Here is a 17528-nt window from a genome sequence, read left to right as displayed (position 1 = left end):
GCATGACCACGCGCGTCGAGAAGACCGTCCTGGTGAACGTCCCGGTCAGCAGGGCCTACAACCAGTGGACGCAGTTCGAGGAGTTCCCGCGCTTCATGGGCGGCGTCCGGAGCGTCGAGCAGCTCGGCGACGACCGGCTCCGCTGGGTGGCCGAGATCGCGGGAGTGCGCCGTGAGTGGCAGGCAAGGATCCTCGAGCAGGTCCCGGACCTCAAGATCACGTGGGCGGCCACCGAGGGCGCCACGAACGCGGGCGTGGTCACGTTCGAGGACCTCGGCGGCGGCCAGACGTCCGTGACGCTCGTCCTCGAGTACGAGCCGGAGGGCCTCGTCGAGAAGGTCGGCGACAAGGCGGGCATCGTCCAGAACCAGGCGCAGAACGACCTCGAGCGGTTCAAGCAGTTCGTCGAGTCCGAGGGGTACGCGACCGGCGGGTCGCGTGACTCCGGCGACTCGGGCGACTCCACCAGCGGGGTGACGGCCGGCACGGTCGGTGCCAGCCAGCCCGCTGGTGGGCAGACCGGAGCCACCCGGGAGGGAGCGGGGCAGGCAGGCGCGGACGCCGAGTGGGCCCTCGGGACCGGCGCCGGTGACGACATCCGGATGCTGACCCACGAGGAGATCGAGGCAGATCCCTCCGACGTCCCGCTCGGCGCGGACGAGGACGAGTCGCCGGGCGACGCGCACATCGGCTGGTAGCCCCTCGCTCCGTGACCACCGAGCCCCACGCATACGGTGGGGCTCGGCTGTTCCGCATCCTCCGGCGCCTCATACGACAGTAGAGACGGGGCCACAGCCGGCGCACAGGAGCGGGCTCGACCCTGAGTGCCATGAGCTCACTCGTGCTCCCCGACAGCCGTGACCTCGCGGCCCCCACGGCGCTCCCGGCCCTCGCGGCGACCCCTCGCTGGTGGAGGGACGCCTCGGCCGTCTTCGCCTGGGGCGTCATCCTCTTCGTCGTCGCGCTGTGGGTCGCCGGAGGAGGCCTGACGGCGTTCGGCTCGCTCGGGGAGGGCGTCACGAACATCGGCCGGCTCACCGGCCTGGTCGCCTCGGTGCTGATGCTGCTGCAGGTGCTGCTGATGGCGCGGATCCCGATGGTCGAACAGGCCTGGGGCCAGGACGAGCTCGCGAGGGTCCACCGGCTCGTCGGCTTCACCTCGTTCAACCTCATGGTCGCCCACATCGTCCTGATCACCGTCGGCTACAGCGCCGGCACCGACCTGGGAATCATCGCCATCTTCGTCGACCAGGTCCTGCACTCGCCGGGCATGCTGCTCGCGCTGGCCGGCACCGTCGCGCTCGTCATCGTGGTGGTCACCTCGGTCAGGAAGGCCCGCGCGAGACTGCGCTACGAGTCGTGGCACCTGCTGCACCTGTACGCCTACCTCGGCGCGGGTCTTGCCCTGCCGCACCAGCTCTGGACGGGCCAGGACTTCACGACGAACACCACGGCCACGGTCTTCTGGTGGGGGCTGTACGCGTTCGCCCTCGTCTCGGTGCTCGTCTACAGGCTGGGCCTGCCGATCGTGCGCTCCGCCCGCCACCGCCTCGTCGTCTCCGAGGTGGTCGCCGAGTCGCCCACCGTGACGTCGGTCGTCGTGCGCGGTCGCCGGCTCGACCGCCTTCCCGTGCGGGCCGGCCAGTTCTTCCAGTGGCGCTTCCTCGACGGGGCCGGCTGGACCAGGGGCAACCCGTACTCGCTGTCCGCGGCCCCTGACGGCCGCACGCTTCGGATCACCGCCGAGGCCGTCGGTGCCTCGAGCGAGAGGCTCGCGAGGCTGCGCCCCGGCACCCGGGTGATGGTCGAGGGGCCGTACGGGCGACTGCACACCGGGGTGCGCACCGCCGACAGGACGGCGCTCATCGCCGCTGGCATCGGCATCACCCCGCTGCGGGCGATCCTCGAGGAGCTGCCGGCAGCGCCCGACGGCGTCGTCGTGATCTACCGCGTCGGCAGGCAGTCCGACATCGTCCTGGCGGACGAGCTGCTCGAGCTCGCCCGTGCCAAGGGCGGTCGCGTCGTCGCGGTCGTCGGCCACCGCAACCGGGAGCGGGACAGCTGGCTGCCCGCCGAGGTTGCACACCTCGGGGATGCCGAGGCGCTGCGACGGATCGTCCCCGACATCGCCGAGCGCGACGTCTACGTGTGCGGCAACGCCGGCTGGATGGACGCCGTCATCACGGCCGTACGCGAGGCCGGTGTGCCCCCGGACACCGTGCACCACGAGCGGTTCACCTACTGAGCCCCCGGGCGGCGAGCCGTCGACCGGCCCTCCCGTCATCGAACCCACGTCACGAATCGAGCCCCACATGCGCCGCATCGTCCTCTGGGCCATGAGCACCCTGACCGTGCTCGTCCTGCTCTTCAGCTACCACACCTCCCGCAGCTCCACCGCGCTCGTGGCCGCCGAGAGCCGCCAGGTCACCACGACCGGCAAGAGCTCGCACAGCACGGGCTCGACACCCGGCTCGTCCTCTGCCTCGTCCACCGACTCGGCGGGCCAGGACCCCTCGGCGGCGTCGGGCTCGACGTCGTCATCCAGCGCATCCGGTAGCTCTTCGTCCGGCTCATCGGGCAGCGCCCCGAGCTCGAGCACGGCCAAGACCTACTCCGGCGACGCGGTGATGACGCGCTACGGCAACGTCCAGGTGCAGATCACCGTCAAGAACGGCAAGATCACCGCGGCCGACGTGCTCCAGGTGCCGATGAACGACCGCCACGACGAGATGATCAACGCGATGGCCGTTCCGGTCTACAACCAGGAGGCTGTCAGCGCCCAGTCGGCGCAGATCGACGTCGTCTCGGGCGCGACCTACACGTGGCAGGGATACACCCAGTCGCTGCAGTCGGCCATCGACCGGGCCAACCTCTGAGCCCCAGGGCCTCGACACCAGGAAGCAGAGCATGAGCACGCCCGTGAACCCTCCCGTGCGACCCCCCGTCGACCCGCCAGCCGGCGCACCCGGCACACCGGCCGCGGCACCTGCTCCGGCGTCCGCTCCGGAGCGCCGGGCCTGGGTGGAGCCGGTCATGGGGATCCCGGTCTCCATCCATCTGCGGGGTGAAGGAGTGGACGGCGAGCGAGCACAGCGTGCCGTGGCCCAGGCCTTTGCCGTCCTTCGGGAGATGGACGCGATCTTCTCCACCTACCGGGACGACTCCGATCTCATGCGGCTGCGCCGCGAGGAGGTGCCCATCTCGCAGTGCAGCCCGCTGGTCGAGGAGGCGCTCCGGCTGGGCCAGGAGGCCGAGGCCGCCACCCGGGGCGCCTTCACCACCTTGCTGCCCACGGGCGAGGGCGACCTCGCCTTCGACCCGACCGGCCTCGTCAAGGGCTGGGCCGTCGACCGTGCCTCGGCGCCGCTGCTCGAGCTCGAGCGGGTCTCGTTCTGCATCAATGCGGGCGGCGACGTGCTGGTCGGCGCGCATGCCGACCTGCCGACGTCCGGCGCGGACGCCATCGTCTGGCGTGTCGGCGTGGAGGACCCCCGGGATCGACGGCGCATCGCCCACACGCTCTCGCTGGCACGTGGAGCCGTCGCGACCTCCGGGACCGCGGCGCGCGGGGCCCACCTCTACGACCCGGCGTCGGGGCAGATGGTGGGCCGACCGGGGTCCGTGACGGTGACCGGACCCACGCTGCTCTGGGCCGACATCTGGGCCACGGCCCTGTTCGTCGGGTCCGCCGACACCCACGACGCGTTCGCGCACCACGCGGCCGACTACAGCTCGACGGTCCTGTGAAGCTCGTGCGGAGAAGCCCCGTGGCAGGCATCGGCGGCGGGCCCCAGCCCGGGCGACGCCTTGCACGATTCTTGAGCAAACCGTGCGTGGTTGAGCTCTGGGCTCTTGCAGGTGGCGCGGCAGAGTCGTCCTTGTCAGCAGGACCGGTTGGGGGACCGGCCCGCTGACGCAAGACCTTCGGGCGAGAGCCCGCCGATCCGTGGGGGCGTGATGACCAGCAGCACTCGCATTGACCCTGCAGTGCCGGTGCGCGGTCACGACACGCCCCCCGGACGGCGGGCCCACTCGAGGACTCTGGTGGGGAGAGAGAACCCGAGCGGGGCGGAACAGCTGGTGGGAGGCTGGTCCGCCCCGCTCGGTTCTGCCACAGTCATCGCGCGGGCGGCAGGAGCCGGAGCCGCCTGCGTGACGTCGGAGCCGGCCCCTACGTTGCCGCCTGCCTGCGTGCGCCGAGAGCGCTGACGCAGCCATGGCCGCCCACGAGCGCGTCCGCACCGGGCTTCCCCGGCTCTCCGCCGACCGGTCCACCGACGTCACGGCCAGTTCGGGCCATCCGCATCCGACGGACGCGCTGGAGCCCTTCGAGCAAGTCGAGCAGCACGAGCAGCTCGACCCGGCGGCGCTGATCCGCCTGGCCCAGGAGCTGGAGAGCGAGGAGCTCGCCCGGTCCATCGCCGGAACCTACCTGCGCATGCTCGACGCCCGGCTGGCCCGCGCCGACTCGGCTCTCGCCCGCCGCGACGAGGTCGCGGCCATGGACGTCCTGCTCAGCCTGCGGGTCTCCTCCGCCACAGTGGGTCTCGTGGGCCTCGAGGCCGCCGTGCTCCACGTCATCGACGCGGTGCACCGGGGCGAGCCCGACCTGGCTTGCGAGCGGGGCGGCTCCATGCTGGGCCTCGCCGACCGTGCTCGCTGTGCCCTCCGGTCGCACCTGGAGCGCCCGGGTCTCTCCTCCATCTCCTGAGCGGCGCGCCGCGCGCCGCAGCGCGAGGACGGGGCGACCGACCCGGTTCGGCCTGGCACGACTGCAGGAGGTGGGCGGCAGAAGCCGCCCGTGCGCATCGACGGAGGGCGGTGGCGGGCGACCCGTGGCCGTCCGGTCAGAACGCGTCTGGCTCCTCCATGCGGTAGCCCACCCCGCGGACGGTGCGGATGGGGGCGCGCATGCCGGCCGGCCCGAGCTTGGTGAGCTTGCGGCGCAGGTTGCCGACGTGCACCTCGACGAGGTGCTCCTCGGACCAGCCGGGACCCCAGAGGCTGTCGAGCAGCACAGCGCGGGACCAGACGCGCCTCGGGGCACTGAGCAGCGTCGTCAGCAGGTCGAACTCCGTGCGGGTCAGCTCGGCCTCGTGGCTGTCCACGGTGACGACCCGGCCCTCGGGGTCGACCGTGATGCGCCCGTGGCGCACGACCGGTGGGGCCTGGACCGTCGCGACGGGGCTGCTCGGCGACGCTCCAGGACCAAGGAGCGTGGAGTGGCTGGCTGCGGCCGACGGGGCCGCGTCCGGCCGGACGGATGCCCCGGTGCGCGGACGTCGGAACATCGCGTTGACGCGCGCCTGGAGCTCCCGCGGGCTGAACGGCTTGGTCAGGTAGTCGTCCGCACCGATCTCCAGGCCCATGAGGCGGTCGATCTCGTCGGTGCGAGCGCTGATCATCACCACGTACGCCTGGCTGACGTCGCGCACTCGACGGCACACCTCGATGCCGTCGAGGTCGGGCAGACCGAGGTCGAGGGTGACGAGGTCGGGGTCGTTCGAGACCACGAGGTCGAGGCCCGCCAGACCGGAGGACGCCGCGGCCACGTGGAAGCCCTGCATCGTCAGGCTGTGCGTGATGAGCTCACGGATGTCGTCGTCGTCCTCGACGACGACGGCAGTACGGGCAGGGCTCACCATGGCCTGATTGTTGCAGAATGCGCGGCTTGCGCTGGTCAGAACGCAACCATCGGCACGTCGCAGCACTACGTTTGAGCGGGATCCGCAGGTCAGGGCGTCAGCTGTGCGGCCAGGGCCTCCGGCGTCGTCGCGGGCAGGTCGCAGACCATCCCGCGGCAGACGTAGGCCGCGGCGCGGCCCGCGACGAGTGGCCGGTCGGCGAGCAGGGGAGACCCCGGAGCATCCGGCTCACCTCGCACCACGACGAGGCCCGGGCTCGGCGACCGCCGGGCGACCTGTTCCAGGGCGTCTCCGTCCGCACCGCTGCCCACCACGGCGACCTGGAGCGGACCCGTGAGGAGGGCCTCCGCCACCGCCAGGGACCATCCGCCGAAGCGCGGCTCGCGCACGGCGAGGCCCAGCCCGGCAGCCGTCGCCCGCGCGCCGGCCTCGAGGGCGCGGCTGTCACCGGTGACCGCTCCCAGCGTGACCAGGGCCCCCGCCAGCGCCGACTGTCCGGCGGGCTCGGCGTTGTCGGCGGCGCTGCGCGGCCGCAGGTAGAGCGACTCGGCTCCCTGCGCCGTGTCGTGGAACCCGCCGTCCTCGGCCGCGAAGGCCCGAGCGGCCTGCAGCAGCCCGTCGGCGGCATCGAGCCACGCGGTCTCGCCGGTCACCTGGTACAGCACGAGCAGGCCCTCGGCCAGGTTGCCGTGGTCGTCGGCCACTGCTCGTGCCGAGCCGACGGTCCCCCGGCGAGAGGCCCGTCGCAGCTCGCCGTCGACGAGGTGGACCTCGAGCAGGTGGCTGGCGCACCGGCGTGCGGCCTCCACCCAGTCGGGACGCTCGAACGCTGCGCCGGCGCCGGCGAGAGCCGACAGCGCGAGCCCGTTCCACGACGTGACCACCTTGTCGTCCCGTCCGGGCTGTGGCCGCCCGGCGCGAGCCGCGAGCAGCTGGGACCGCACCCCCTCGAACCACGACTGGTCGGTGGGGTCGACGGGCAGCTGCAGCGTCGAGGCGCCGTGCTCGAAGGTGCCCTTCGCGGTGACGACGAGCAGCTCCGCAGCCGTCTCGGCGTCCTCGCCGAGGACGCCCTGCAGCTGGGCCGGCGTCCACGCATACGTCAGACCTTCCACGCCGTCGGCGTCGGCGTCGAGCGAGGAGGCGAAGCCGCCCTCGGGCGTCGCGAGGTCGCGCAGGAGGAACTCCGCGGTCTCCCGGACGACGCGCTCGGCGAGGGGGTCGCCGGTCACCTTCCACCAGGAGGTGTAGGCGCGCAGCAGGAGGGCGTTGTCGTAGAGCATCTTCTCGAAGTGGGGCACCACCCACTGGGCGTCGACGGCGTAGCGCGCGAAGCCACCCGCGAGCTGGTCGTACATGCCGCTGCGCGCCATCGACTCGAGCGTGCGCGAGGCCATGTCGAGCGACAGCGTGTCCTTCGTACGCGCGTGGTGGCGGAGCAGGAACTCGAGCACCATCGACGGCGGGAACTTCGGTGCGCCCCCGAAACCGCCCGCGACGGTGTCGAACTCACGCGCGAGCCGTTCCACCGCAGAGGACAGCGCGTTGGGCTCGACGGCATACGGCGTCGGGGGGCGCAGCGCTCCGGCGAGGGTGGTGGCGATGTGCGTGCCCGAGGCGCGCACCTCGTCTTCGCGGGTGCGCCAGGCCTCGTCGAGCGCGGCCAGCACGCGCAGGAAGTGGTCCCGGGGGAAGTAGGTGCCACAGAAGAACGGCTCGCCCTCGGGTGTGAGGAAGACCGTCATGGGCCAACCGCCGTGTCCCGTCGTCGCAGTCACGGCCGACATGTAGACGGCGTCGATGTCCGGTCGCTCCTCGCGGTCGACCTTCAGCGAGACGAACCGCTCGTTGAGGACCGTGGCCACCGTCTCGTCCTCGAAGGACTCGTGGGCCATGACGTGGCACCAGTGGCAGGCCGCGTAGCCGACCGAGAGCAGGACGGGCACGTTGCGCCGGCGCGCCTCGGCGAAGGCGTCCTCGCCCCACTCCTGCCAGTGCACCGGGTTGTCGCGGTGCTGCAGCAGGTAGGGGCTCGTCGCGGCAGCGAGACGGTTCGTCATGAGGACACTCTCTCTCCGGCGTCGGCAGGGGCGGGCGGACGTCGTGCCCGTACCCGGTGGCGGCGCCTCAGGCTGGGTGGGAGGGCGAGCCGATGCGCTCGCCCATGCGCACGCTGGCGCCGGTCGCGAGGTCCTCGATGGCGCCGGCCTCGGGTGAGCACACCAGGATGACGGTGGACCCGAACTCGAAGTGCCCGAGCGCAGCGCCGACCTCGAGGCGCACGGGCCTGTCGTAGTGGTGGCGCTGGACCTCCCTGCGACGGGCATTGGTGTGCAGGTCGTCGAACGCGAGCCGCGTCATGCCCACCATCGTGGCCCCGACCGCGACGACCGCCAGACGGCCGCCGCTCGCGGCGTCGAGCTCGACGACGATGCGCTCGTTGGCCGCGAAGAGGTCGGCGACGTTGGCGACGGCGGCGACGTTGACGGGCCAGAGCTCGCCCGGGATGTAGGTGGCCGCCGTGACGTCGCCGGACAGGGGCGCGTGGATGCGGTGGTAGTCCTTGGGGGAGAGGTAGAGCGTGGCGTACGTGCCACCCTCGAAGCGGTCGGCGAGCTCCCGGCTGCCGAGCAGGGCGGCGAGCGAGTAGCTGCGCCCCTTGGCCTGCACGAGGGTGTCGTCCCGCACGGTGCCGTACGCCCCCACGGTCGCGTCCACCGGCGAGACGATCGCGCCGGCAGCGACCGGACGGAGTCCGGGCCTCAGCGTGCGGGTGAAGAACGCGTTGAGCGTCGGGTACTCCTCGAGCGGGAGGGCCGCCTCCTCGGGCCGAGCGCCGAACACTCGGCAGTAGGCGCCGTGCACCCGAGCACGCCACGGCTTCGGGATGGGGCGTGTGGCGAGCCAGCCGGCGCCCCGGCTGAGGGCGTGCTTGGGCAGCACGGAGAGCAGGAGGATGAGGAGTCGGCCGAGCACGCCTGACCCTAACAACGTCCCTGGCGGTGCCTGGCGGCGTCCCCAGCGGTGTCACCGAGCACACCGACGACGTATGCCGTCCGGCAGCGTCGGGTTGCCGGGCGCCGTCAGGCGGCTGCGGCCACCTCCTGACGCGCCGGCACGAGCCGGTCCCACCTGATGCGGCGGGCGCGCCAGGTGAAGATGGCGAGCTTGGCGAGCTCCTCGACGATGCGGGCGGCGAAGATGCCCACGTAGCCGAGGGGCGTGTGCAGGCCGAGGAGGACGGCGAGGGGCAGCCCCACCAGGAACGCGCTCGCGACATCGCCCATGATGACGCCCCGGACGTCGTTGGCGCTCGGCAGCACGCCTGCCCCGACGATCATGTTGCGCACCTTCACGACCTGGAAGGCGGCGTTGACGAGGATGCCGACGCCGGCCATCGTGCGGACGTCGCGGCCGGCCTCGCCGAAGAGCACGTCCAGCAGCAGCACCGATGCCGCGAAGAGGACCCCGAACACCGCCGCGGTGCCGAGGCCGGCCCGCGTCAGCCGCCGGACCCAGGCCATGGCGTCGTGGACGTCCCCGCGGCCGACCGAGCGACCGACCAGCGTCGTGGTGGCGCTCATGAGCCCGATGCTCCCGACGATGAAGACGCCCTCCATCGTGGTGACGATCTGGGCCGCCGCGAGCGCCTCGTCACCGAGCTTCTGGAAGACGACGTTGTAGAGGAAGGTCCCGACGGTCCAGAAGAGCTCGGTGACGCCGAGCGGGAGCGCCAGCACGACGAGCGGGACGATGACGGCGCGCCACTGCTGCACGCTGTCGGGCAGGCTCCAGCCGACCACGCCGCGCCGTCCGAGGGTCATGCCCAGCAGGATGAGCGACTTGGCGACGGCCGTGACGAGGGTCGCCCACCCGGCGCCCGCGACCCCGAGCGACGGCAGCGGGCCGACACCCTCGACGAGGGAGTACGCGATCGCCGAGTTCGCGACGACGGTGACCATCGTGGCGATCATCGGGCTCGTGGGCCGACCCGCCGAGCGCAGCACCCCGGAGAGGATGGCACTGAGCATGACGGGCAGCGTCGAGAGCACGGTGAGGCGGAAGTAGTCGGTGCCGACGGCCGCGACCGAGGGCGAGGCGCCCACGAGCCCCAGGAGGTGGTCGGCGAAGAACCACGGCACGACGGCGACGAGCAGGCCGAGCGTCCCGGCCACGAGGACCGCCGCCGTGACCGTGTGGTCGAGCTCGCCCCGGCGGCCTGCGCCGTGCGCGCGCGCGACGAGGATGCTGACCGACGTGCCGAAGCAGCCCAGGGTGACGGCGAGGATGAACGTCAGGCTGTTGGAGAAGCCCACCGCGGCGATGGCGGTCGCGCCGAGGCTGCCCACGACGATCTGGTTGACGAAGTTGAGCACGAGCATGAGGACGAACTCCATGCTCACGGGCACGGCGATGCGCGCGATCTCCCGGGCCGGCGTGGGCTCGGGGGCGGCCGCTCGGGGGCCGCGGCGCGTGGGCATGGCGAGGCGAGGCATGCGAATGCCTTTCGGGCAACGAGGTGGGGGTGCCGGACAAGGCTACGGCTTCGGCGCGCCCGGGTCGAAACGTTTTGATCCGGTACGTCCCGAGCGCTCCCACGCCCGTCCGGGCTCAGTCGTTCATCGCCTTGATGATCATGACGGCCAGGCTGATCCGGTCGTGCGCGGCGGTGGCGTCGCGGGCGCCCGAGAGCCGCTCGGCTGCGTCCACGGCGTTGTCGGCCTCGCGCACGATCGTCCAGGCGCGCGCCCTGGCCTCGTCGATACCGGCTCGCTCGCAGATGATCTCGAGCCGCCGGCGCAGCGACCACCGGACCTGCGCGCCGGTGCCGAGCTCGTCGGCACGGTTCCAGAGGGCCGGTGCCACCTCGAACGCCGGGTCGCCGGACATCGGCTTCGGGTCGATGGCGAGCCATGGCGACCGGTAGGCGCCGAGCACGTTCGTGTAGTGCAGGTCGGTGTGCAGCAGGCGGTCCTCGGCGCCCGACCCGTCCGCCAGCTCGCCCGCGAGCGCGGCCGCCTGGTCGAGGTAGCGCCGGGGGAGGACCGCAGGGGCCGCGCGCAGCTCCTCCGCCTGTCGCACGGCGTATGCCGTCAGGCTTGGGACGCGCGGGTGGGCCGGCTTGCGCAGCACCGCCAGCAGGTCGCCGATCACGCTGCACGCGTCGTCGATGTCGACGCGGGTCAGGTCGCGCTGGTGCAGGCGCTCGAGGAGCATCGCGAACCGGGAGGGGTCGGCGCGGACCAGTCGCACGGCTCCGCGGCCGTTCCACGTCTGGAGGGCCAGGTGCTCGGTCGCCGCCTCCGGGTGCGGCCAGGTGATCTTGAGGACGCCCTCGCCGCTGACGCCCACGACGTCGCGGCCGGCCCCCAGCAGCCGCACCGGTATGGCCACGGCGCACACGCCGCTGGCCGGGCGCCCGATGGGTTCGAGCTCCCACTCGGCCAGCAGGTGGGTGATCAGGCCGGGCAGGTCGTCGATCCAGTCCTCTCCCGAGACGTAGCCGTCGGCCTCGTAGCCGCTCACCTCGTGCGCGAAGAGGGCGGGGATGAGGTCGTACATGGGGTCGTAGCTCACGAGGATGCTCCCGGGAAGGCGGTCAGGGGCAGGTCCCAGCCGACGGCGAGGGCCTGCAGGTGGGCACTCCAGCCCACCACGTCCTCGAGGGAGGTGGCGGTGGCATCGGAGCGTGTCAGGGCGGCGGCAGCGTCCACCGCCGCGGACAGCGTGTCGGTCGCGAGGCGTCGCGCGGCCCGCGGGGTGGTCACGGGGTAGGGCAGTGCCCACCCGGCGGGGGACACCGAGGTGCTGCCGGACAGGGAGCTCTCGAGATCGGAGAGCGCGGACAGCGAGGACTCCGCGGCGCGGCGCTGGGCCCCGGTGCTCTGGGCGCTGACCACCTGGAAGGCGTACACCAGGGCAGCCGTGCGGGCGACGAGATCCGCGCGGAGCGGGCTCGCCCGTGGTGCGGGCACCTCGCAGCCGAGCAGCAGGGCGCCGGCGAGGCGCTGCCCGTAGGCGGCGGCGAGCAGCTGGCGGGTGCCCGCCGTCGCCGTGGTGAGCGGCGCCCACGCGTTCGGGCCCACCGAGTCGCGCAGCAGCCGGGCGAGGGCTTGCGGCGTGTGGACCTGCCCGCTCGCGGATCCGGCCGGCGCTGCCGGGGTGGTCGGCGTCGTCCTGGCCCTCCTGACGGCGGCGTCGATCACCGCGGTGGGAACGCCGGCGTTGGTCAGGCGGCCCCGGAGGGCACGCAGCTGCTCCTGACCGAGCGTGCGCAACTGTCGGACGAGGGCGTCCTGGTGCTCGGACAGGACCTCACCCTCCGCCTGCACGACCTGGTCGAGGCCGGCGACGGCTGCCAGCAGCACGAGCTCGTCCGGCGCGCGGCGACGGGTCGGCACGGGCGGGGGAGGCGTCGGCACGTCGACCCGCAGGCCGTGGTCGACGAGGACCGCCAGGGCGGCGGCCGCGCCCCCCAGCACGACCAGCCGGCGTGTGGGGCGTCCGAGGCCCATGCCCACCCGTGACCCGAGCCCACGGGTGTCGCCGTCCATGGCGAGATCTTCGCACGCGGCCGGTGGTCCGCCGGGACCGCGCAGCGCCGATAGAGTGGTGGCACGCGGTGCCGGCTGCGCCCTTCGGGCGTCGGCACCGGACATTCGAGAAGAGCAGGAGGCGTCGACTGATGAGCACGGCCCAGGAGATCAGAGCGACGCTCGAGCCGGTGCTCGCGCCCCTCGGGCTCGTCGTCGAGGACGTCTCCGTGTCTCCCGCCGGCAAGCGGCGGCTCGTCCGCGTCCTCGTCGACTCCGACATCAGCGTCCTCGACGAGTCCGACACGACGAGCAGCGTCGCCCCGCTGTCCCTCGATGCGGTGGCGGACGCCACGCGGGCCGTCTCCGACGAGCTCGACGCCAGCGACGTGATGGGCCAGAGCCCCTACGTCCTCGAGGTGTCCTCACCCGGTGTCGGGCGTCCCCTCACCTCGCGTGAGCAGCTGCGTCGACAGGTGGGTCGCCTGCTCGAGGTCGTGCACCGCGACGGCACCGACACCGGTCGGCTCGTCGAGATGGGCGCGGACTCGCTCACCCTCGAGGTGCCGGCCACGAAGAAGACCCCCGCGCGCCTCGTGCACCTCGATCTCGACGGCCTCCAGCGTGGCACCGTGCAGGTCGAGTTCAAGCGGCCCGACTCCGCGCTCGAGCCGGCTCTGGAGTCGGACGACTCGGACGACGACTCGGACGACGACGACCCGGACCACGCGTCCACCCTGGAAGGGAACTCCTGATGGACATCGACCTCGCAGCCCTGCGCGCCCTGGAGCGGGAGCGGGACATCAGCCTCGACGTGCTGATCCCCGCGATCGAGCAGGCGCTCCTCGTCGCCTACCACCGGACCGAGGGCAGCCACCGCCTCGCCCGGGTCGAGCTCGACCGCAAGACCGGGCACGTCATCGTGTGGGCCCGCGAGGAGGGCGAGCTGCTGCCCCCGACGGTCGAGGGTGAGCGTCCTGAGCGGGGTGAGCCCGGACCCGAGTTCGACGACACCCCCGAGGGCTTCGGCCGCATCGCGGCCTCGACGGCCCGCCAGGTCATCGTCCAGCGCCTTCGCGACCTCGAGGACGAGGCGATCCTCGGGGACTTCAAGGGCCGCGAGGGTGACGTGATCTCCGGGATCATCCAGCAGAGCCAGGACCCCCGCAACGTCCTCGTCGACTTCGGCACGGTCGAGGGCATCCTGCCCCTCGCCGAGCAGGTGCCGGGGGAGCGCTACGTGCATGGTGAGCGGCTGCGCTGCTTCGTCGTCAGCGTCAAGCGCGGGCCGAAGGGTCCGCAGGTCGGCCTCAGCCGAACGCACCCCAACCTCGTGCGCACCCTCTTCCGGTTCGAGGTGCCCGAGATCGCCGACGGCACCGTCGAGATCGCGGCCCTGGCCCGGGAGGCGGGCCACCGCACCAAGATCGCCGTGCACAGCAAGGTCGCCGGGGTCAACGCCAAGGGCGCGTGCATCGGCCCGATGGGCGCGCGCGTGCGAGCCGTCATGACCGAGCTGCGCGGCGAGAAGATCGACATCGTCGACTACGCCGACGACCCGGCAACCTTCGTGGCGGCGGCGCTGTCGCCGGCCCGCGTGCAGTCGGTCGAGATCGTCGACGCGGCGGCGCGCACGGCTCGTGTCGTCGTCCCCGACTACCAGCTGAGCCTCGCCATCGGCAAGGAGGGCCAGAACGCCCGCCTCGCCGCCAAGCTCACCGGGTGGCGCATCGACATCCGCCCCGACACCGACGCCGGCCGCGGTCCCGGCGACGGCGGTCCCACCGGCGGCGGCGCGACCCCAGAGGGGCTCTGAGGAGCTCTGGGCAGCCGCAGGGAGGCGGCCGGTGGAGCGAAGCGCCGCCCGGACGCGGTAGACTTGTCTGTGGCCGACCGGACTGGACTCCGTGACGAGCCATTCCGCACCTGTGTGGGATGTCGAGGATCGGATAGCTGGTCGGCCCTGCTGCGAGTGGTCGCGGCGACGGACGCAGGCGCCGGCGACACCTCGCCGGTCACCCTCCGTCCCGACCCACGACATCGGATGCCGGGACGTGGTGCCTGGCTGCACCCGACGCCGGACTGCTTCCAGCTGGCGGTTCGCCGCAAGGCGTTCGGACGAGCCCTGCACCTGCAGGCCGCGGTCGACGTCAGCGCGGTGGCACGTCATCTGGGCCTCCAGCAGGCCTGAGGCACGAGCCGCAGGCACCGGTGCCCACCCCGGCAACGGGACGCACCAGATCAGTCAGAGATCAGTCAACGAACCACGAGGCGGGTTGAAAACGCTATGAGCACCCGATGAGTACTCAGCGATGAGCAAGCCCCAGCAATAACCCACGGTTCGGCCACATCCTGTTCAGGCCGGACCAGGAACAGGAGAGATGTGGCTAAGGTCCGGGTCTACGAGCTCGCGAAGGAGCTCGGAGTCGAGAGCAAGACACTGCTCGCACATTTGAAGAGTCAGGGAGAGTTCGTCCGGTCGGCGTCGTCGACCATCGAGCCCCCCGTCGTCCGCAAGATCATCGAGACGTTCCCCCGGGACGGCGCGACCGGCGGCGACCAGAAGGCGGCCCCCAAGGCCGCCCCCAGCGGAGCGACACCCAGCGCGCCCCGCAAGCCTGCGCCGTCAGCACCGGCGTCGCCGTCGGCACCTGTGCGCGGCGGCTCCAGCACGCCGGCACGGCCGTCCGCACCTGCCCCGGCAGCCCCGGCTGCCCGCGAGGCGGCTCCGGCCCCGGCTGCCAAGGCGGCCCCCGCCAGCGCTCCGGGAGCCCCGGCACCCAGCGCTCCGGCCCCCAAGGCCCCGGCTCCGGCCGCCCCCGCTGCGGCGGCGCCGGCCCCGTCGCGGGTGCAGTCCAGCCGTGACGACGGCAAGCAGACCTCGGGCGTCCCCGCGTCCCCGCGTCCGGCTCCCCGTCCCGGCCAGCCGCGTCCGGGCAACAACCCGTTCGCCCCGAGCCAGGGCATGGGCCAGACCCGGGCGCCCCGTCCCGGTGGCGACGCCGGCCCGCGCCCGGGCAACAACCCGTTCAGCCCGAGCCAGGGCATGCCGCGCCCGCAGCAGCGTCCCGGTGGCCAGGGTGGTCCCGGCGGCCAGCGACCCGGTGCCCCCGGTGGCGCGCCGCGTCCCGGCGCCCCGGCAGGGGGTCGTCCCGGTGCGCCCGGCGCCGGCCCGCGTCCGGGCGGCCCGCGGCCTAGCCCCGGCATGATGCCCGAGCGCAGCACCGTCGGCCGTCCTGGCCAGCGTCCGGCCGGCGGCCCCGGCCGAGGTGGCCCCGGCGGTGCCGGTCGCGGTGGCTTCGGTGGCGGCCCCGGCGGTGCGCCGGGCGGTCCCGGTCGCGGCGGCTTCGGCGGTCCCCGCGGTGGCGGCGGTGGTCGTGGTTCGACGGCCGGTGCCTTCGGCCGCGGTGGCGGTCGCCCGGTGCGCGGTCGCAAGTCCAAGCGCGCCAAGCGCCAGGAGTTCGAGCAGATGCAGGCCCCGAGCCTGGGTGGCGTCACCGTTCCCCGCGGTGACGGCAAGACGACCATCCGGGTCCGTCGCGGGTCCTCGCTGACCGACTTCGCCGACAAGATCAACGCCAACCCGGCGTCGCTCGTCACCGTGCTGTTCCACCTCGGTGAGATGGCCACGGCGACGCAGTCCCTCGACGAGGACACCTTCAAGGTGCTCGGCGCCGAGCTCGGCTACGACATCCAGGTCGTCTCCCCGGAGGAGGAGGAGAAGGAGCTGTTCGACTCCTTCAACATCGACCTCGAGACCGGTATCGAGGGCGAGGAGGACGAGAACCTCGAGGCTCGTCCGCCCGTCGTCACCGTCGTCGGCCACGTCGACCACGGAAAGACGCGGCTGCTCGACGCCATCCGCAACGAGGACGTCGTCGCGGGCGAGGCCGGCGGCATCACCCAGCACATCGGTGCCTACCAGGTGCACCGTGAGCACGAGGGCGTCGACCGCGCGATCACCTTCATCGACACCCCCGGTCACGAGGCGTTCACCGCCATGCGTGCCCGCGGTGCGAAGGTGACCGACATTGCGATCCTCGTCGTCGCCGCCGACGACGGCGTCATGCCGCAGACGATCGAGGCGCTCAACCACATGCAGGCCGCCGACGTGCCGATCGTCGTCGCCGTCAACAAGATCGACGTCGAGGGTGCCAACCCGGCCAAGGTGCGCCAGCAGCTGACCGAGTACAACCTCATCGCCGAGGAGTACGGCGGCGACACGATGTTCGTCGACGTCTCGGCCCGTCAGGGGCAGAACATCGACGCGCTCCTCGAGGCGGTCCTCCTCACGGCCGACGCAGCCCTCGACCTCCGGGCCAACCCGGAGAAGGAGGCTCGCGGCGTCGCGATCGAGGCCAACCTCGACCGTGGCCGCGGTGCCACGGCGACGGTGCTCGTCCAGACCGGAACGCTGCACGTCGGTGACTCGATCGTCGCCGGCTCGGCCCACGGTCGCGTCCGCGCCATGCTCGACGAGCACGGCAAGAACGTCGACGAGGCCGGTCCGTCGCGTCCGGTCCAGGTGCTCGGTCTCTCGTCGGTGCCGCGCGCCGGTGACACGTTCGTCGTGGCGCCGGACGACCGCACGGCCCGGCAGATCGCCGAGCGTCGTGAGGCCGCCGACCGCCAGGCCGTCCTGGCCAAGGCTCGCAAGCGCATCTCGCTCGAGGACCTCAACGAGGCCCTTGCGGCGGGCAAGGTCGAGACCCTCAACCTCATCCTCAAGGGTGACGTGTCGGGTTCGGTCGAGGCGCTCGAGGACGCGCTGCTCAAGATCGACGTCGGCGACGAGGTCGACCTGCGCATCATCGACCGCGGCGTCGGTGCCATCACGATGAACAACATCAACCTCGCGATGGCCTCGAACGCGATCATCATCGGCTACAACGTCCGTGCCGAGGGGCAGAACGCCGACTACGCCGAGCGCGAGGGTGTGGAGATCCGCTACTACTCGGTGATCTACCAGGCCATCGACGAGGTCGAGGCGGCGCTCAAGGGCATGCTCAAGCCGGAGTACGAGGAGGTCGAGCTCGGCACGGCGGAGATCCGCGAGATCTTCCGTTCGAGCAAGTTCGGCAACATCGCCGGTTCGATCGTGCGCAGCGGCGAGATCAAGCGCGGCTCCAAGGCGCGGATCACCCGCAACGGCGTGGTCGTGTCCGAGAACGTCGAGATCGCCGGTCTGCGGCGCTTCAAGGACGACGTCACCGAGGTCCGCGAGGGCTTCGAGTGCGGTATCAACCTCGGCTCGTACAACGACCTGCAGCTCGGTGACCTCATCGCCACCTACGAGATGCGCGAGAAGCCGCGCGCCTGAGCGCGTCGCAGCCTCGGCGGCGCCGACCCT

At 72.5% G+C, this 17528-nt stretch carries 15 protein-coding genes; 9 read left to right on the top strand and 6 right to left on the bottom strand.

The annotated features are described in order from the left end of the window. The first annotated feature begins 2 nt into the window (after positions 1-2). From LQK93_RS01720 to LQK93_RS01700, 5 genes are all read left to right on the top strand, one after another. Entirely contained in the window at positions 3-698 is a 696-nt protein-coding gene (locus LQK93_RS01720) for an SRPBCC family protein (protein WP_374969858.1), read from the top strand. Positions 699-829: 131 nt separating this feature from the next. Further along, positions 830-2245, top strand: coding sequence for a ferric reductase-like transmembrane domain-containing protein (locus LQK93_RS01715; RefSeq protein ID WP_374969857.1), 1416 nt, complete (start codon positions 830-832; stop codon positions 2243-2245). Positions 2246-2312: 67 nt separating this feature from the next. Further along, positions 2313-2876 carry an FMN-binding protein gene (locus LQK93_RS01710; RefSeq protein ID WP_374969856.1) on the top strand — a complete coding sequence of 188 codons (564 nt, stop codon included), beginning with the start codon at positions 2313-2315 and terminating at the stop codon, positions 2874-2876. A gap of 31 nt (positions 2877-2907) precedes the next feature. Further along, positions 2908-3747 carry an FAD:protein FMN transferase gene (locus tag LQK93_RS01705; RefSeq protein WP_374969855.1) on the top strand — a complete coding sequence of 280 codons (840 nt, stop codon included), beginning with the start codon at positions 2908-2910 and terminating at the stop codon, positions 3745-3747. Positions 3748-4216: 469 nt separating this feature from the next. Beyond that, positions 4217-4711 (top strand): hypothetical protein, encoded by a 495-nt coding sequence (locus tag LQK93_RS01700; RefSeq protein WP_374969854.1) that lies wholly within the window; start codon positions 4217-4219, stop codon positions 4709-4711. 136 nt (positions 4712-4847) lie between these two features. Here LQK93_RS01700 and LQK93_RS01695 read toward each other — a convergent pair whose 3' ends face one another. The 6 genes from LQK93_RS01695 to LQK93_RS01670 all read right to left on the bottom strand — a co-directional run bounded on the left by LQK93_RS01695 (position 4848) and on the right by LQK93_RS01670 (position 12199). After that, positions 4848-5645: a response regulator transcription factor gene (locus tag LQK93_RS01695; RefSeq protein ID WP_374969853.1), complete on the bottom strand. Its 798-nt coding sequence runs from the start codon at positions 5643-5645 to the stop codon at positions 4848-4850. Positions 5646-5734: 89 nt separating this feature from the next. Further along, entirely contained in the window at positions 5735-7705 is a 1971-nt protein-coding gene (locus LQK93_RS01690; RefSeq protein ID WP_374969852.1) for a thioredoxin domain-containing protein, read from the bottom strand. Positions 7706-7772: 67 nt separating this feature from the next. After that, on the bottom strand, positions 7773-8621 hold the full coding sequence (gene asd, locus LQK93_RS01685; RefSeq protein ID WP_374969851.1) for an archaetidylserine decarboxylase: 849 nt from the start codon (positions 8619-8621) through the stop codon (positions 7773-7775). A 107-nt stretch (positions 8622-8728) separates the two neighbouring features. Next, positions 8729-10141 carry an MATE family efflux transporter gene (locus LQK93_RS01680; protein WP_374969850.1) on the bottom strand — a complete coding sequence of 471 codons (1413 nt, stop codon included), beginning with the start codon at positions 10139-10141 and terminating at the stop codon, positions 8729-8731. Between the two features lie 115 nt (positions 10142-10256). Next, positions 10257-11222 carry an aminoglycoside phosphotransferase family protein gene (locus LQK93_RS01675; RefSeq protein WP_374969849.1) on the bottom strand — a complete coding sequence of 322 codons (966 nt, stop codon included), beginning with the start codon at positions 11220-11222 and terminating at the stop codon, positions 10257-10259. Further along, positions 11219-12199, bottom strand: coding sequence for a hypothetical protein (locus LQK93_RS01670; protein ID WP_374969848.1), 981 nt, complete (start codon positions 12197-12199; stop codon positions 11219-11221). Before LQK93_RS01670 ends, LQK93_RS01675 begins: the two co-directional genes overlap by 4 nt. A gap of 131 nt (positions 12200-12330) precedes the next feature. On the opposite strand from LQK93_RS01670, the gene rimP reads away from it, so the two are divergent. From rimP to infB, 4 genes are all read left to right on the top strand, one after another. Next, positions 12331-12933 (top strand): ribosome maturation factor RimP, encoded by a 603-nt coding sequence (gene rimP / locus LQK93_RS01665; protein ID WP_374969847.1) that lies wholly within the window; start codon positions 12331-12333, stop codon positions 12931-12933. Then, a complete protein-coding gene (nusA, locus tag LQK93_RS01660) occupies positions 12933-13994 on the top strand; it encodes a transcription termination factor NusA (protein WP_374969846.1) in 1062 nt (353 codons plus the stop codon). The genes rimP and nusA overlap by 1 nt, the downstream gene beginning before the upstream one ends. Before the next feature lie 69 nt (positions 13995-14063). Next, complete coding sequence (locus tag LQK93_RS01655) at positions 14064-14369, top strand: YlxR family protein (RefSeq protein WP_374969845.1); 306 nt, start codon at positions 14064-14066, stop codon at positions 14367-14369. Between the two features lie 192 nt (positions 14370-14561). Then, positions 14562-17498: a translation initiation factor IF-2 gene (gene infB, locus LQK93_RS01650; protein WP_374969844.1), complete on the top strand. Its 2937-nt coding sequence runs from the start codon at positions 14562-14564 to the stop codon at positions 17496-17498. Positions 17499-17528 lie beyond the last annotated feature (30 nt).

Origin of the sequence: Terrabacter sp. BE26 (assembly GCF_041941675.1) — a bacterium.
Classification (GTDB): domain Bacteria; phylum Actinomycetota; class Actinomycetes; order Actinomycetales; family Dermatophilaceae; genus Terrabacter.
Note: the sequence above shows the minus strand (reverse complement) of the source record. Positions and strands in the feature narration are given on the sequence as shown.